Raw genomic sequence first — 15,345 nt, 5'->3', positions numbered from 1 at the left:
ATACTATTTTTAAGCGGGAATACTAGTTGGAGCCGTCTTTTTTTCTCGAATTAAATAAATTCCGATTAAGATTAATACACCACCCAAAATGTACCAAAAATTAAATTCTTCACCATCTAAAATTCCCCAAATTATTGCTACAACTGGCAAAAGAAAACTCGAAATACTTGCAAAAACGGCAGAGGTATTTTGAATCAATTTAAAATACAGAAGCATTGCAATCGCTGTTCCAAAGATGGTTAAAAAAGACATATAGATTATAGGTTCTATGTAATTTGGTTGCATTTCAAAATTTTGAATCATTCCACTGAAATACAGAATTACTCCAGCAGGAATAGCCCAAAAACTATAAACAGCCGCTGTTAATTTTATTGCATCTAATTCAGGTAATTTTTCTTTTACAATTAGCGAATTTACTGCGTAAGAAGCGCCTCCTAAAACAATCAACATTGCATAACCAAACTGAGAATTTTCGGAATTACCTTCAGAAAAGAAGATTAAACTTGCAGCTCCAATAAATCCGATTATAGCACCAATTACTTGCGTTAACTTGCTTTTAATTCCAAAAAATAGAAATCCAAAAGCCAAAATAAATATAGGAACTAAGGAATCTAAAATTCCTGCTAAAGAACTACTAACTTGGGTTTGAGCTATTGGAAATAAAAACATTGGTACAAAATTCCCAAAAAATCCAGCGATAATTACCCATAATAAAGTACTTCTTCTCATTCGTAAAAGTGCAGGAATACCTATTGCAGCTAAAATTAATCCGGAACCAACTACTCGAATTGCACCAATTTCATAAGGTGAGAAAATTAATAATGATTTTTTAATCAAAATAAAGGAACTTCCCCAAGTTATAGAAATAAAGAGTAACAGAAACCAACGATTGTTGTAGATTTTATCCATAAAAGTAATACCTAATATTTTAGACAACAATGTACTATAAAATAAAGCCTAATGGCGAATAAAATTATCTATTAGGCTCAAATAAATAACTGAAATAATGTTAGAAATCATTAAAAGAAAAGACGTAAAAACAAAATCTAATTTTGTAGAAAAATAGGTTATTTGTATTACGTCCTGAATTTTAAAATTTACATATCCAAAGTTTGCTCGCCACCACCATTGATGAAAATAACTTGACCACTTGTCCAGCTTGAAATTGGTGCTGCAAAATAAAGAACGGCCCCAGCGATGTCTTCTGCTTCACCCAATCTGTGGATAGGTGTGTGTTTCAACATAGCTTTTTCCAAATCTGGCGTTAATACAGTACTTAAAGCGTGGGTTCTTGTTGCTCCAGGTCCAATTGCGTTTATTCTAATATTGTCTGGTCCATAATCGAAAGCTAGGTTACGTGTCATGTGGTTTATTGCTGCTTTTGATGATGCGTAGGCACTTATTGCAGGACTTTTATTGATAGAAGCCATGGAAGACATATTAATAATACTACCGTAACCCGCTTTTTTCATATGTGGTGCAACTAATTGACAAAGACGCCACATACTAAAAACGTTCATATCGAACACTTTTTTAAATTGTGCTACCTCAATATCGTAAGGACTTTCTTTTCCTGCTCCACCGCCACCAACATTATTTACCAATATTTCTATGCTGCCAAACTTTTCAATAGTTTTATCTACTAAGTTGATTAAAGCATTGTCATCAAGTACATTACAGTCAATTGCTATTGATGTTCCGCCATTATCATTTATTGCTTTTGATGTTTCCTGAGCAGCTTCCAAATTATAATCTGAAACCACAACTTTCGCGCCATAAGCAGCTAGTATTTCGCAGCATGCTTTTCCTATTCCGCCCGCTCCGCCTGTTACTATTGCTGTTTTTCCTTTTAAGTCAAAATGTTTTGTGATATCCATTATTGTATTTATTTTAAATTGTTAATTGTGACCTCTGGGTCTTTTTATTGTAATAATTTTATTTTTTATAAATTGATTTTCCTTCTTTAATCGTTTCTACTACTTTGATATTCTTGATTTCCATCGGTTTTACTTTTAATGGATTTTTGTCTAAAATCACAAAATCAGCTAATTTTCCTACGGTTAAATTTCCTTTTAAATTTTCATCGAAAAATTCGTAAGCGGCGAAAGAAGTAATCGCTTGTATTGCTAGATAAGGAGTTGTTCTTTCGGCTTGACCGATAATTGCACCCGAACGAGAAACACGATTCACAGCGGTCCAAATGGTGAAAATTGGATCAATAGGAGTAACCGTAGCATCCGAATGATTGGTTGGTTTTAAACCTAATTTTTTTGCCGAAACCATCGGACTTAAAAAATCGGCACGTTCTTTTCCTAAATTTTGTACGTGAATATCACCCCAAAAATAAGCGTGATTGGTGAAAAATGAAGGTTCCATATTGTATTTTACAAACTTATCTAACTGTTCCGGACGCACAAATTGCGAATGAATTACAATAGTTCTTCGGTCTTTATCTAAAGGCTGGTTTAGTTTTTCGCAAGCCAATTTGTGTGCTAATAAAACCATATCAATCGAAGCATCGCCATTACAATGAATAAATAATTGATTGTCTTTGACGTAAGCTGTTTCGAACAATTTGTTGATCGCTTCCTGTGATAAACTCGGTAAACCTCTACAATCGTGGTGGCAACCTGGAACTTCGGTCAAAAAAGGTTTGCTAAAAAAAGCCGTTTTTCCTTGCGGCGAACCATCAGCAACAATTTTTGTTCCTTGAGTTTTAAATCCGTTTTTATAGGTTTTGAATAGGAGTGAAGTGTCGGCCAAATTACTATCTAATTCGGAATATCCCGCTAAAGCAATCAAATCGATTTTCATTTTTCCAGCATCGGCTTGAGATTGAAAAAATCTAATAGATTCTCGACTCGTCATTCCGTCTTGTGCTGTCGTTATTCCGTTTGACGCGTAATAATCTTGGGTGGTATCGAAAAATTCAGCTTGTTTTGAATCTAATTTTTCCATCATTAAACGCACAAAAGGATACATAGCCGTTTCTTGCACTAAACCGGTTGGATCATTAGAATTAGGAAATCGAACAATAGTTCCACCATCAGGATTTTTTGAATTTGAAGAAGTATTTAATTCCTTTAAACCTAAAGAATTTGCGACCCCCATATGTCCACTTGTATGTTGTAAATACACGGGATTATTAGGTAAAATTTTGTCTATGTCTTTCTTGGTTGGATGTCGTTTTTCGGTTAATTGGCCATCGTCATAACCCCAACCAAAAATCCATTCGCCATCTGGAATCTTATTTTTTTCTTTATATTCCTTCAAATTTTTAAGAATATCGTCAATATTTTTGATTTTTCCGACGGGTTCTGGATTCAAATCTACTTGTCCCATCGTATTAGAAACCATTCCAAAATGACTGTGTGGATCGATAAATCCTGGTAATAAAGTCTTACCTTTTAAATCAATTTTTTTGGAATCTTTAAACTGAGATTCCGCATCCGATTTACTTCCTACAAATACAATTTTTCCGTTTTGAATTACAACAGCTTCTACATATTTTGGAATATCTTCTTCCATGGTAAGAATGTCGCCATTATAGAATAATTTTGAAGCAACTATTGAATTTTCACTTTTTTCTTTACAGCCTAATAAGGAAAACAGTAACATTATAGATATGATCTGTTTCATAATTTAGTTTTTTGGATGCTTTCATAAAATTAACTTTTTTTATTAAAAAAATATGTTTCCTATATTACTTTTTTAAAGTTCTAAAGGAAACATATCTGCAAAAGTGAATTGATAATCTTTTTTAATTAATCATCTCAATATTTAAAGTTTTATTCTCTAACAAAGTAAACTTGCAATCTTTGTATTTTGGTGGACCAAATTTCGGTTTAAAATTGTTAGAAAAACCATACGCTTCTTTCGGAATTCCCATAAAATTACGATTGCATTCGTTGTCTGAGTTTTCATCATGATACATAGAAATAGCATATTCTCCCTTAGGCAAATCAGTAATACTAATAAATGCGGTGCTTTTATTAACCTTTATAGCGTAGTTTCTTATACTTCCAATTTCTTTCAAAAAATTAGTCTCTTTGTTAAAAACACCAATTTTGATTTCTCCTTTTATCTTTTCGATATTGGAAACTTTGATAATTAACTCTGGATTTTCGGATGAAAATAACGTAGAAATAAGCGTAGTAAATAAAAATAAGATATTCATGTTTTTGTTTTTATGATGGTTTTACTGAAATTAAAACTATTCTCATTCCTAATTCTTAGGAAAGTCTAGAGTAACTTCAAAAGAATTATTTTGAATAGGTATATAACTACGTTAGCAAATTTGTTGCCAATTGATAACTTATAGACTTTTAATTTAGTTTTTTTTAAAAATTATAAATCATTTACTGTTATAGTTGTAAATCCCGTAAGAAATTAAATTTATTCAAATCCTTTTTACATTTAATTTTTAAAAAAACATCAATTTATATAGCAATTCGAAATTGTAGGTTTACATGTATACAGCTTCAAAAACGGCTAAGGACACTTTTTTATCAGAACTTAAAGTAAGCACATCGTTTGTAAGACTATAATTTTTAGCTAATTCTAAAACTTTTAATAGTTTACTTTCATCATTACCTACATTTGGACAAATTTTCATTGTTACCGCTATATTTTTAAAACTGATTCTATTATTGCCTTCTAAAGTATATTGACCAGAGAGTGTATTGCAACCCGCAAATCCAGTAACTGTTTTATCATTCATTCTGAGTGTAATAAAGATTTCACGTTCTTGGTTTTCTTTAAAAACGACCTCTTTGCCCTCGATTGATTTAAGTTTCCAATATTTTTCGGTAATGCTTCCGATAGTAGATTCTTTAGTAGTTTTGATTGTTGAAGTACAACCAGTAATTAGTAGAATTAATAATAAGAGTGTAAAAGATTTTATTTTCATTTTTAAGTTATTTTTGATTTAAATGTCAATAAAGAATCTTTTAAGTATTGTTCTAAAAAGATAAATTAGATAATAATCAGACATTTTTTTAGTAATCCACAAAGATAGCAATACTTATTCATAGTCACTTTAAAAGAAAATAAGGCTATAATTTTAAATTCATTAAATAGTTTTTCAATATTTATTATTAATGAATTTTCAATAGTTTTAATACGACTCTTTAATAATTTGACTTTCTTTTATTCCAATAGAGTTCAAGCTTTTTATTACGCTTTCCATCATTGGTGGAGGACCACATAAATAATAATTTGGTGTATCCTCTTGAACGTATTTTTTAATTATTTCGTTGTTTATATAGCCATGTTCATAACCTTCTAGTGATTCATCAGAAAGTACATTTATAAAGTTTTTACCTAATATTTTGTCAAAATAATCTTTAGCAATAATATCTTTAGCTGTTTTATTAGCAAATATCAATTTACTATTACCAATTTCTCCATTCATTTCTAAGACTTTTAAAATGGCGATAAAAGGGGTAATTCCTGCGCCACCAGCAATAAAAACACCTTCACCATGACTTTTGATATCTCCAAAAGGATCGTTTAATAAGAGTTCATCTCCCACATTTGCACTAAGAAATTTATTGGTGACTCTTTTTCTAGAAGGATAGGTCTTTATAGTAAATTCTAAATAGTTCTCTTCTGGCAAGGAAGTGAATGTAAAACAACTCAACTTATCGCTCCATTCCGGTTCGTTAAAGGATATATCTGCTGCTTGACCAGGAATAAAAGAGTACTCATTTGGTTTTTCAAATTGTACTTTTAGTACATCATGAGTTATTTTTTCGAGAGAACTAATTTTTACAATTTGCGACATAATTTTTATTTTAGGATTTTTAGTATAAAAAAATAAATACTGCAGGTTTATCTCATTTGTTGGTAAAATAAGAAAATTTTATTGCGTAAAATAGACTTGCTTTAATCTTTTTGGATCATCTGTAAGAAATAGCCCTCTGAATCAAAAACTAAATCATAGAAAGCACCATTATTAATTATACCGACTTCATAAATAACTTTACCATCATAATCGATTGTTTTAGAAGCTTCATTTATTGGAATTTTCGGATAATTTTTTTTCAAATATTTTTTGACTGTACGTGGTAATTCATTGCTGATTAAACTTATTTCTAAAGCTTTAAATTGTCCATCCTTATAATACATGGCTGCATTTTTTACAGCATTTACTTGAAATTTTCCAATAAATACCAGTTGGTCTTGATCATCACCTTGATAGGTACTGCTCCAAATAGCTGTTGTATTAGGAAATTGTTTTTGAAATGCAAATTCTACTTCAATTGGTATTCTTTCAGAGTTTATTGTTTGATAATTTTGTCCCAAAGCTGTCAAACTTAGAACCATTACAATTGATACTATTAAACTTTTCATTTTTTTTATTTTTGAAATTAAAGTTTTTTACACTCATAAGAATATTTTCTAGTCGCTGTAAAATATATGTACTGGAAAAGATTCTTTAGTTAATAAGGTGGATTTTTTTTGTTTAAATAGTCTTTAAAATTGGTTAAGTATTTGTTATAAAGGTATTTATGAGTTTTATAAAGGTATGAATTAAAATGAATTACTACAATTTTAGAAATGCTTTTTTTGTATTTAAAATTTGATTTCTTGTGAAGAGCCTTACAGATTGATGGAATAATAAGGTTTGTTGAAACTAGAAAATAAAAGACACAAGATTATTTCTGTTTTTTAATATAAAAGCAAATACTATTTAACGTTTTGAATTTCTAAAAAGTATATACTGTGTTGGGTTTATAAGCTTAGTAGTAATGCTTATTTAAGCTTTATTATAGACATTAATATCCAAAAATATTAAAAGGCTACTTTTGATTCTTAATATAACAGATTAAAGTTATAAATTTTAATTTTCATTTTTTGTTAAAAGATTGATAGCCTTAAAGTGTAGTAATAGGAGTGATATCAGAATTCAGTTTATCAATTTAATTGTTTCTGAATATTATGGAATTATAAGCTTTAATTACTTAAATCTTAAACTTATAGTTGTGTCTGATTTTATTTTTTTCTTATACTAGCTCAATAAGTTATTATTAGGCTATTTTTCACAACTAAGCATAAAAAAACCCCAACATCTGTTGGGGTTTTGTGACCTTGACTGAACTACCTATGCTGCAATCATTATAAATTAAAAGCAATTTAAAAATTGCAAATATATCAATAAAAACAGTGCTTAACAAAGTATATTTAAATATAGTTTTATTTATTTGGTTGTAAATAATTGCAATTGTTTTCACTAAAGTATACAGATTTAAGTATATTTGTATACCGTGTAAAAGACAAGCAAATGGCAAGTATTAATTTTATCTATCGTTCAAGTACAGAAAAAGCATTTTTAAAAATAAGGTTGTTTTATACTTTGAATGGTAAAAAGCAATTTCAAGAAGCAAGCACCAAAATATTGGTTACTGCTGACTACTGGAACAACGACCACAAGAACCCCAAATTAAGAGATATTACTTTAAAGAATCAACAGATTGATATTAACAGTTCTATTAATATAATTGATAATTATTTGTCAGAAGCTTTGCTTTTAATAGATATTACAAAGGCTTCAAAAGACTGGCTAAAGAATCAAATATACTTATACTACAATCCATCTCAAGAAGTAGAAACTCTACCAACAGGACTTTTAAAATACTTTGATTATTTTATTGAGTGCAAGAAAACTGAAATTTCAGTTGGAACGCTAAAAAAATATAATGTATCAAAGCATTTATTACAACGCTATGAACTGGAGAAAAAAACAGAAGTTCAAATAATTGATGTTAATGAAAAATTTAAATTAGATTTTGAAAAATATTGTTTAAAACATAATTACGCACCAAACACAATTTCAAAAGATTTAAGGACTTTAAAAACCGTTTGCAACCACGCAAAATATAACGGCATAGCAACAAGCCACCAATTAGAAAATATTAAAACCCCAAATTATAAAACAGAAAAAATTTATTTGACTTTTGAGGAACTTAAAAAAATTGAAGAGATAGACCAAAGGCGATTAAATGATAATTATGATAACGCAAAAGACTGGTTAATTATTTCGTGTTATACAGGTCAAAGGGTTTCAGATTTTATGCGTTTTACTAAATCTATGATTAGATATGAGAAAAACAAAGAGGAGGTTTTAAAGCCGTTTATTGAATTTACTCAAGTGAAGACTGATAAAATTATGACCGTAGCACTACACCCAAAAGTTATGGAGATACTGGAGAAAAGAAACGGTAATTTTCCAAAGGTAATTTCAGACCCCAAATATAATTTGTTTATAAAGCAAGTTTGCAGAATTGCCAAAATAACCCAAAAGATACAAGGCAGTAAATTAAATGAACTTGAAACCGAAGAAGAAACCAAAAATAAAAATAAAAAGCAAGAAGACGTTAAACAATACCGCAAAGAATCGGGAATGTTTCCTAAATGGGAATTGATAACAAGCCATATTGGAAGACGGTCTTTTGCTACTAATTTTTACGGAACTATTCCAACAACCTATTTAATGAATGTTACAGGACATAGCACCGAAGTAATGTTTTTAAATTATTTAGGAAAAAGCAACAAGGATTTAGCAATGGGAATAACTAGCTATTTTTAATTAAAATAATTGTTTTATTTTAGGTGCATTTTTTACACCCTTTACACTATTATAGAAAATGAAAAATCAAATAGACCTAGAATTTATTTCTTCAAAAAAATATCAAAAAGAACTTTATCAATTACGTTTGAAATCTTATTTAGATAAATGTGAGGATTTTGAAGAAATTGACTTCATTAATGATGAAGTCAAATATTTTGATGGTTGTTATAATGCAGTTGATGAGAATTATTATAATAGTCAAATGATTTTGTGGTATGAATTAAAAGAAGATATAGGCGAAGAAAAGTATTTTGATTACGAACCTGAATATGATCTTTTAACTGGGCGATATATTTCTAACAATCGAAATAATGAAGCAAGACTTCAAAAAACTTTCTCTTTGATATTAAAATATTTAGAAGAAAAAAGAACAATATTCTCAAGTCATTTAGAGCAACAATCCAAATCTTTTAAAATTGATGAGAAATATAAAACTCAAAATTTATTTAAAGTAGGATTGCTATTTGCTACTGGCAAAATGCAAAAATATTTTACAATCATTGAAAAAGAAAATACTATCATAAATATGGGATATAGTGCGCCAAAAATAGCAAAGGAGTTAGAAAACTTAAGTTTTGAAAAATTTATTTTAGCAAGTATAAACAATTATTCAAAAGAGAATCCAAACGGAAATAAAAACATTTTTAATTCACGTGAAATGATGCTAAAAATAATAGAAGAATGTGATTCTTTGGGAAAGACTGTAAATCCTTATTTTTTAAACCGTTTACCAATGGAATAAATTCACTACAATAAACAGTACTGAAACAGTACCAGTACCGCAAACAGTACCAACAATATAACCGCAAATTTGCTTAAATCTTAAACGATATAAGCAAATGGAAAATACAATTATCTTACAGGGAACTACACCCGAAGCAATCGCAAAAACTGTATGCGATATGTTTGAAAGTCGCTTTGAAGACTTAAAAAAAAACTTATTGAACCAAACCGAAAATGATGACTTATTGACCCGAGAGCAGGTTTTGGAACTACTACAAATAAACGCCAGTACCTTATGGCATTGGCAAAACAAAGGACGTATTACAGTCCATAAGTTTGCTAATAAATGTTACTACAAGCGTAGTGAAATAATGGCTTCATTAATTACTTTAAAGAAATAAGGTTATGGATATAGTAAATACCCACAACCCTATCAAAATCGGTGGTAAAGATAAGCTAAAAAGTCTTATCGCAAATGATGTTGCACAGCTTGTAAATAACATTCACATAGTTAAAAAATCAACTGATTTTATTTTACAGGAACTTACTAAAAGTATTCCAATAGTTGATTTTCAATTATCGGCTTTTCCTGATGCTAAAGAAGTTCAGAAAAAACACAATGTTTTAGAAAAAATACTTTTAAAGGATGGAGAATTATCAGAAATACAACAATTAGAATTTGATAAACTTACAAGAAAACTAAAAACTTTTAAACTTACTAAAAACCATTATTTAATCATTTGTATTGAACAACTTTTAAAAATTGCTGAAATAAACAAATGGGGATTGTGCAAAAAGAACGGCTTTATTTATTTGTATAATGGTAGTTACTGGAGTGAGATAAACAAAGAGCAGTTTCAATCTTTTTTGGGTGATGTGGCTTTAAAAATGGGAGTTGAAAAGTTCAAAGGAAAAATTCACACTTTCAAAGAAGAATTATTCAAACAGTTTATGTGTGATGCTTATCTAACAGTTTTTGAAGTAAAAACAAATAGTATTTTAATCAATCTCCTAAATGGTACTTTTGAGATAACACCAACAAAAAGAGGTTTAAGAAATTTTGAACAGAAAGATTTTATTACCCACCAATTGCCGTTTGAATATGAACCCGTAGCGACCGCCCCACTATTTCAAAAGTATTTAGATGAAGTATTACCCGATCCCGATAAACAAAAAGTATTTGCGGAGTATTGCGGTTATATTTTTATTAAACCAAGTGTTTTAAAACTTGAAAAAATGCTTATTCTTTTTGGTAGTGGTGCTAATGGTAAAAGTGTGTTTTTTGAGATAATTAACGCCCTTTTAGGAACTGAAAATATAAGTAACTATTCATTACAAAGCCTTACTAATGATAATGGATATTTTAGAGCAAAAATAGGTAACAAGTTAGTGAATTATGCAAGTGAGATAAATGGTAAACTGGAAACCGATATTTTTAAACAAATGGCTTCAGGTGAACCAATAGAAGCACGTTTGCCCTATGGAGAGCCGTTTATATTAAATGAATACGCAAAGTTAATTTTTAATTGTAATGAACTACCAAAGGACGTTGAGCACACAAACGCTTATTTTAGACGGTTTATGATTATTGGTTTTGATGTTACTATTCCCGAAGACAGACAGGACAAACAATTGCCACAAAAAATAATTAGTTCCGAACTATCGGGAGTTTTTAACTGGATATTGCAAGGACTTGACAGACTACTGGAGCAAAAGAATTTTAGTAAATGTGAAGCAATAGACAACGCCCGAAGCGATTACGAAAAGCAAAGTGATAGCGTACAATTGTTTATTAGTGAGATGGGTTTTAAGGCTTCGGTTAATGATTTTGTTTTGATTTCGGACTTATACCCACAATACAAAATGTTTTGCAATGAGGACGGATATAGACCCGTAGGGAAGTCCAATTTTATAAAAAGATTGAATCATTATAAAATATTTGTTAAACGGATAAATGTTGGTAACGTGGCTTATATTACTACTGATGGAAGCCTTTAAATACATACTGGACAAAGGAAGTAAGAAGTTTCTTTGTCCAACTTGTTCCAAGAAAACATTTGTTTTATACGTGGACGTGGAAACAGGCAACTATCTAACTGATGACTTTGGAAAATGCGACCGTTTGACAAATTGTGGTTATCATAACGCACCCCCAAAAGGCAAAAAATGTTTTTTGATAAATGCACTATCAATAAAAAGTGTTTCAGATAAAGCGACAAAATTAACGGATAAAAACGGCTTTATTTCGATTGTTCCAAAGTCGCAAATACTGGAACAGAATGGAAATAATTGCTGGATTACAGAATGGTTTTTAAAAATTAGCACTATCCAATATTTGACAAATGAAAGTAAATATTTTACTGATGAGATTGGTTTTATTAATGTAGTTACTACGAAAGAACCACCGCTCCCGATTAAACCAAGTTTTCACAATTTAGAATTATTGGACAAAATGTATTGTAGTAAACAGATTGACAATTTAACAGAGTTTCTAAAAAGCAAATTTTCAAAAGATGAGGTTTTCAAAGCAACTCAAAATTATTTCATTACAGGAACAGACTATTTTTGGAATAATGCAACCGTCTTTTTTCAGATTGATGACAAAGAGAAAATTCACGCTGGTAAAATAATGCAATATGATATGGATACAGGTAAAAGAATAAAAAAGCCTTACAATCATATTAACTGGCTACATAATGCGATTAAAGAGCCTGATTTTAATCTTTGTCAATCTTTGTATGGACTGCATAGAATCAATGAAGACTATCAAAAAACAATTGCAATTGTAGAAAGTGAAAAGACCGCAATAGTAATGAGCCTTTTTATTCCTGATTACATTTGGATTGCCACAGGAAGTAAACAGAATTTAAAATTTGATTTATTGAAACCTATCAAAAAAAGAAATATTGTTTTGTTTCCCGACAAAGGCGAGTATTTCAACTGGAATAATAAAGCGACCGAATTAAACGCAATAGGATTTAAGATTGCAGTAAGCGACTTAATCGAAAATACAGATTTTGAAAACGGCTTTGATTTAGCCGATTATTATTTTCAAGTGCAAGAAGTGTAAAATATGCACTCAAAACAAAACATTATTTTTCAATAAAATATCTAAAGTAGATAAAAATAGAACTTATGAGAGAAAAAACAGGAGGAAGAGCCAAAGGCACACCAAACAAAACAACAGCAGAAACAAAAGAAATACTTCAAAAAATAGTAAGCAAAGAAATTGATGGTTTAGGAAAAATGCTGGAAAAATTAGAACCACTGGAAAGAATTAACGCAATTGCAAAGTTGCTTCCTTATATTTTACCACGTCAATCTGATATTTCGGTAACAGAAAAGGAACAACCTAAACATTTAATTATAAAAGTCAATAGAAGAGAAAACTAAACAATTATTTTAAAGGAAAATCTAATAAATCTTTTGGTTCAATATCTAAAGCATTAGCAATTTTTATCAAAGTCCTTACAGTCGTATTAATTTTGGCTACTTCAATTCTTGCAATTTGAGATTTAGAAATACCGCAATCATTTGCTAAATCTTGTTGAGATATATTTTTTAGCTCACGTAATTGTCGTAAGTGAGTACCAAGATTTGAAATAAAAGTTTCTTCTGAAATTTCCATATTTCAAAAGTCACTAGATTTAATTTTTTATTGACCGCATAAATGCCTATGATTTTGTTATATTTGAACTAAAATATTATAACTATGAAAAAAATAATTTGTCTTTTTGCTTTAGTAACTCTTTTTAGTTGTGCTAAAGAAACACCAGTTGAAAAAAGTATTTCAGAATATGTCAAAGCTAATTTAAAAGACCCTGCTAGCTATGAGAAGATTTCTATTGAGGTTTTAGATACTGTCACGGTTGCTAAAAAAATAAAAGATTTTGAATCAAGAGGAATGACGCACGAACAATTTGACAATGAGCCAAAGGATAAATTTTTGTATTATACAGTAAGTCATAAATACAGAGCAAGTAATTCATTTGGAGCAAAAGAATTATACAATGATATTGTATCAATGGATAACGATTATAAAATTACTGGTAGTCACTCCGTTGACAAATAATTAAAAATACAGTTTTATGAAATGGCTAATTTCTTTATTTAAAAAAGACCAAAAAGGAGAAATTTTGGACGGTATTATGGACGAATATAACCAAGAAGAAGAAGTTGACGAAGTTTATGAAGCAACTTTCCTTAGTAGTGATATTGATAGAAAGATAAGAGCTACTGAAATATGTACGGAAAATATAATGAATCGAATTCTATTGCTTCAATCGATAGTTTCAGAATCTTACGGCATAAGAAAAGATGAACATTATTTAAAACTTTGTATTAAGTTTTCTGAAATTTATTTAAGTGAATTTAATAAAATTCCAGATTGTTATTTGAATATTGATGGACAGTTTTTAACCGCTCCAGTATTTCAAAATTACGCAACAGTTCTTACAGAAATTGAAGAATTTGAAAAAGCAATAAAAGTTTGTGAAATAGCAATTTCATATAAATTTGAAGACGGTACGATTGGGGGGTTTGAGGCAAGAATTGAGCGTATTAAAAAGAAAATTCCAAAAGATGCTACCATTACAAATTCCGTAAGTAATACTAAGTTGAAAAAGCAGAAAGAGGAGGGTTTAACAACGGTAAATAACTATACAGATGGCGAAATAAAGCTGTACATTGAACAAGTTATAAAAGAAGCTAAAGCTACTGCAAAAGTTGATACTGGATTTCTACAAAGGTCTATTAGAGGGGCTTTGATTGGTAGGGATAATTCTATAGAATTTCGTCAAATTTATTATGGAGCTGAAAATGATAATTCAAAATTGACTGAAATAGCAAGAAGATTAATTCCTAAAGATTTGAAGTGGAAAGTTATTTTAGAAACTAATTTATAACTTAACAACCAAAAACTAATTTTATTAAAGCGTTCTTTACAGTTCGCTTTTTTTTATGGTGCAAAAAGTGTAAAATATGCACCCAAAATGAAAGATTTATTTTGCTTAAAATCTATCTTTAAAAGTGCTAAAATCGAATAGTATACTAATAGTATACAAATATTAAAATAAAAAATCCCTAAACCACTGATTGCCAGTAATGTTAGGGATTTATTTTGTGACCTTGACTGGATTCAAACCAGTAACCTCTTGAGCCGTAATCAAGTGCGCTATTCAGTTGCGCCACAAGGCCATTTGCAAGTGGTTATAATAACCTGATTGCGGGTGCAAATATAGAGATAAAAGTGTAATTTGCAATAGTAAAATAGTAAAAAATTAAAAAAATATGTCATTAAAAAATTATATACGTGATATTCAAGGTTTTCCAAAAGAAGGAATTTTGTTTAAAGACATTACTCCGCTGTTAATTAACGCCGATGCGAGCAAAAATTGCCTTAAAATATTGGTTTCTTCTTTAAAAGATAAGAAAATAGATAAGGTGATAGGTGTAGAGAGTCGAGGGTTTTTATTTGGTATGCTAATCGCACAAGAATTAAATGTGGGTTTTGTTCCTGTTAGAAAACCCAACAAATTGCCCTATAAAACAATTTCTGCCACTTATGATTTAGAATATGGCACCGATACTCTCGAAATTCATATCGATGCTATTCAGAAAGGAGATCGTGTCGTGATTCACGATGATGTGCTGGCTACTGGAGGAACCATCAAAGCTGTTTGTGAATTAGTAGAACGCTTAGGTGGTGAAATTGTACAATGTAATTTCATCATGGAATTATCATTTCTAAACGGTAGAGAGAAAGTGAAAGAGCAAGAAATTTTTGCCGTAATAAGGTATTAATCTAAAGCGCGAGTGGTTACATAATAACGAAAACCAATAATTGCCATTTGCCATTTTGTGGCTTTTGCCAAGTCTAATCGTTGTTTTGTAAAACTAGGAAGTATAAGTTTGTTGATTTGAGCTAAAATTTTGTACATACTTTTTTTTCAAAGATATAAAAAAAGACGGTCTTGCTGGAGACCGTCTTT

At 29.8% G+C, this 15,345-nt stretch carries 18 protein-coding genes and 1 tRNA gene; 9 read left to right on the top strand and 10 right to left on the bottom strand.

From position 1 onward, the window contains the following. Window positions 1–9: 9 nt before the first annotated feature. The 7 genes from H2650_RS10305 to H2650_RS10275 all read right to left on the bottom strand — a co-directional run bounded on the left by H2650_RS10305 (window position 10) and on the right by H2650_RS10275 (window position 6,354). Window positions 10–936, bottom strand: coding sequence for a DMT family transporter (locus H2650_RS10305; protein ID WP_255462868.1), 927 nt, complete (start codon window positions 934–936; stop codon window positions 10–12). A gap of 161 nt (window positions 937–1,097) precedes the next feature. Then, window positions 1,098–1,877, bottom strand: coding sequence for a glucose 1-dehydrogenase (locus H2650_RS10300; RefSeq protein WP_188050724.1), 780 nt, complete (start codon window positions 1,875–1,877; stop codon window positions 1,098–1,100). A gap of 58 nt (window positions 1,878–1,935) precedes the next feature. Continuing rightward, entirely contained in the window at window positions 1,936–3,639 is a 1,704-nt protein-coding gene (locus tag H2650_RS10295; RefSeq protein ID WP_188050723.1) for an amidohydrolase, read from the bottom strand. Window positions 3,640–3,760: 121 nt separating this feature from the next. Then, a complete protein-coding gene (locus tag H2650_RS10290; protein WP_188050722.1) occupies window positions 3,761–4,177 on the bottom strand; it encodes a DUF2141 domain-containing protein in 417 nt (138 codons plus the stop codon). Window positions 4,178–4,465: 288 nt separating this feature from the next. Next, window positions 4,466–4,909, bottom strand: a complete 444-nt coding sequence (locus H2650_RS10285) for an META domain-containing protein (protein WP_188050721.1) — start codon at window positions 4,907–4,909, stop codon at window positions 4,466–4,468. 207 nt (window positions 4,910–5,116) lie between these two features. Further along, window positions 5,117–5,785 (bottom strand): flavodoxin reductase, encoded by a 669-nt coding sequence (locus H2650_RS10280; RefSeq protein WP_188050720.1) that lies wholly within the window; start codon window positions 5,783–5,785, stop codon window positions 5,117–5,119. 101 nt (window positions 5,786–5,886) lie between these two features. Continuing rightward, window positions 5,887–6,354: a PepSY-like domain-containing protein gene (locus H2650_RS10275; protein ID WP_188050719.1), complete on the bottom strand. Its 468-nt coding sequence runs from the start codon at window positions 6,352–6,354 to the stop codon at window positions 5,887–5,889. Window positions 6,355–7,285: 931 nt separating this feature from the next. On the opposite strand from H2650_RS10275, the gene H2650_RS10270 reads away from it, so the two are divergent. The 6 genes from H2650_RS10270 (at window position 7,286) to H2650_RS10245 (ending at window position 12,748) form a co-directional block, all read left to right on the top strand. Next, window positions 7,286–8,590, top strand: coding sequence for a site-specific integrase (locus tag H2650_RS10270; protein ID WP_188050718.1), 1,305 nt, complete (start codon window positions 7,286–7,288; stop codon window positions 8,588–8,590). Between the two features lie 58 nt (window positions 8,591–8,648). Continuing rightward, entirely contained in the window at window positions 8,649–9,374 is a 726-nt protein-coding gene (locus tag H2650_RS10265; RefSeq protein WP_188050717.1) for a hypothetical protein, read from the top strand. A 97-nt stretch (window positions 9,375–9,471) separates the two neighbouring features. Further along, window positions 9,472–9,756: an AlpA family transcriptional regulator gene (locus tag H2650_RS10260; RefSeq protein WP_188050716.1), complete on the top strand. Its 285-nt coding sequence runs from the start codon at window positions 9,472–9,474 to the stop codon at window positions 9,754–9,756. 4 nt (window positions 9,757–9,760) lie between these two features. Then, entirely contained in the window at window positions 9,761–11,353 is a 1,593-nt protein-coding gene (locus tag H2650_RS10255) for a phage/plasmid primase, P4 family (protein WP_188050715.1), read from the top strand. Next, window positions 11,340–12,425 (top strand): DUF6371 domain-containing protein, encoded by a 1,086-nt coding sequence (locus H2650_RS10250; RefSeq protein ID WP_188050714.1) that lies wholly within the window; start codon window positions 11,340–11,342, stop codon window positions 12,423–12,425. The genes H2650_RS10255 and H2650_RS10250 overlap by 14 nt, the downstream gene beginning before the upstream one ends. Window positions 12,426–12,490: 65 nt before the next feature. Next, the gene (locus tag H2650_RS10245; RefSeq protein ID WP_188050713.1) at window positions 12,491–12,748 is read left to right on the top strand and encodes a hypothetical protein; all 258 of its coding nucleotides are present in this window, start codon (window positions 12,491–12,493) and stop codon (window positions 12,746–12,748) included. A 4-nt stretch (window positions 12,749–12,752) separates the two neighbouring features. Here the strand turns inward: H2650_RS10245 and H2650_RS10240 are convergent, their stop codons facing one another. Then, on the bottom strand, window positions 12,753–12,983 hold the full coding sequence (locus H2650_RS10240) for a helix-turn-helix domain-containing protein (protein WP_188050712.1): 231 nt from the start codon (window positions 12,981–12,983) through the stop codon (window positions 12,753–12,755). An 84-nt stretch (window positions 12,984–13,067) separates the two neighbouring features. On the opposite strand from H2650_RS10240, the gene H2650_RS10235 reads away from it, so the two are divergent. Both H2650_RS10235 and H2650_RS10230 read left to right on the top strand, forming a co-directional pair. Continuing rightward, window positions 13,068–13,427, top strand: coding sequence for a hypothetical protein (locus H2650_RS10235; protein ID WP_188050711.1), 360 nt, complete (start codon window positions 13,068–13,070; stop codon window positions 13,425–13,427). Between the two features lie 16 nt (window positions 13,428–13,443). Continuing rightward, entirely contained in the window at window positions 13,444–14,259 is an 816-nt protein-coding gene (locus H2650_RS10230) for a hypothetical protein (RefSeq protein WP_188050710.1), read from the top strand. Between the two features lie 218 nt (window positions 14,260–14,477). On the opposite strand, the gene H2650_RS10225 is transcribed toward H2650_RS10230, so the two are convergent. Continuing rightward, window positions 14,478–14,551: transfer RNA gene (locus H2650_RS10225), tRNA-Arg, on the bottom strand. Between the two features lie 93 nt (window positions 14,552–14,644). Here H2650_RS10225 and H2650_RS10220 point away from each other — a divergent pair. Beyond that, window positions 14,645–15,157 carry an adenine phosphoribosyltransferase gene (locus tag H2650_RS10220; RefSeq protein ID WP_188050709.1) on the top strand — a complete coding sequence of 171 codons (513 nt, stop codon included), beginning with the start codon at window positions 14,645–14,647 and terminating at the stop codon, window positions 15,155–15,157. Here the strand turns inward: H2650_RS10220 and H2650_RS10215 are convergent. Next, window positions 15,154–15,294: an SsrA-binding protein gene (locus H2650_RS10215; protein WP_188050708.1), complete on the bottom strand. Its 141-nt coding sequence runs from the start codon at window positions 15,292–15,294 to the stop codon at window positions 15,154–15,156. The two genes, H2650_RS10220 and H2650_RS10215, sit on opposite strands and share 4 nt — an antisense overlap. Window positions 15,295–15,345 lie beyond the last annotated feature (51 nt).

The organism is Flavobacterium sp. GP15 (assembly GCF_014281985.1).
GTDB classification, from domain to species: Bacteria; Bacteroidota; Bacteroidia; order Flavobacteriales; family Flavobacteriaceae; genus Flavobacterium; species Flavobacterium pygoscelis.
The sequence above is the reverse complement of the archived record's forward strand: the minus strand, read 5'-3'. Positions and strand labels throughout refer to the sequence as shown.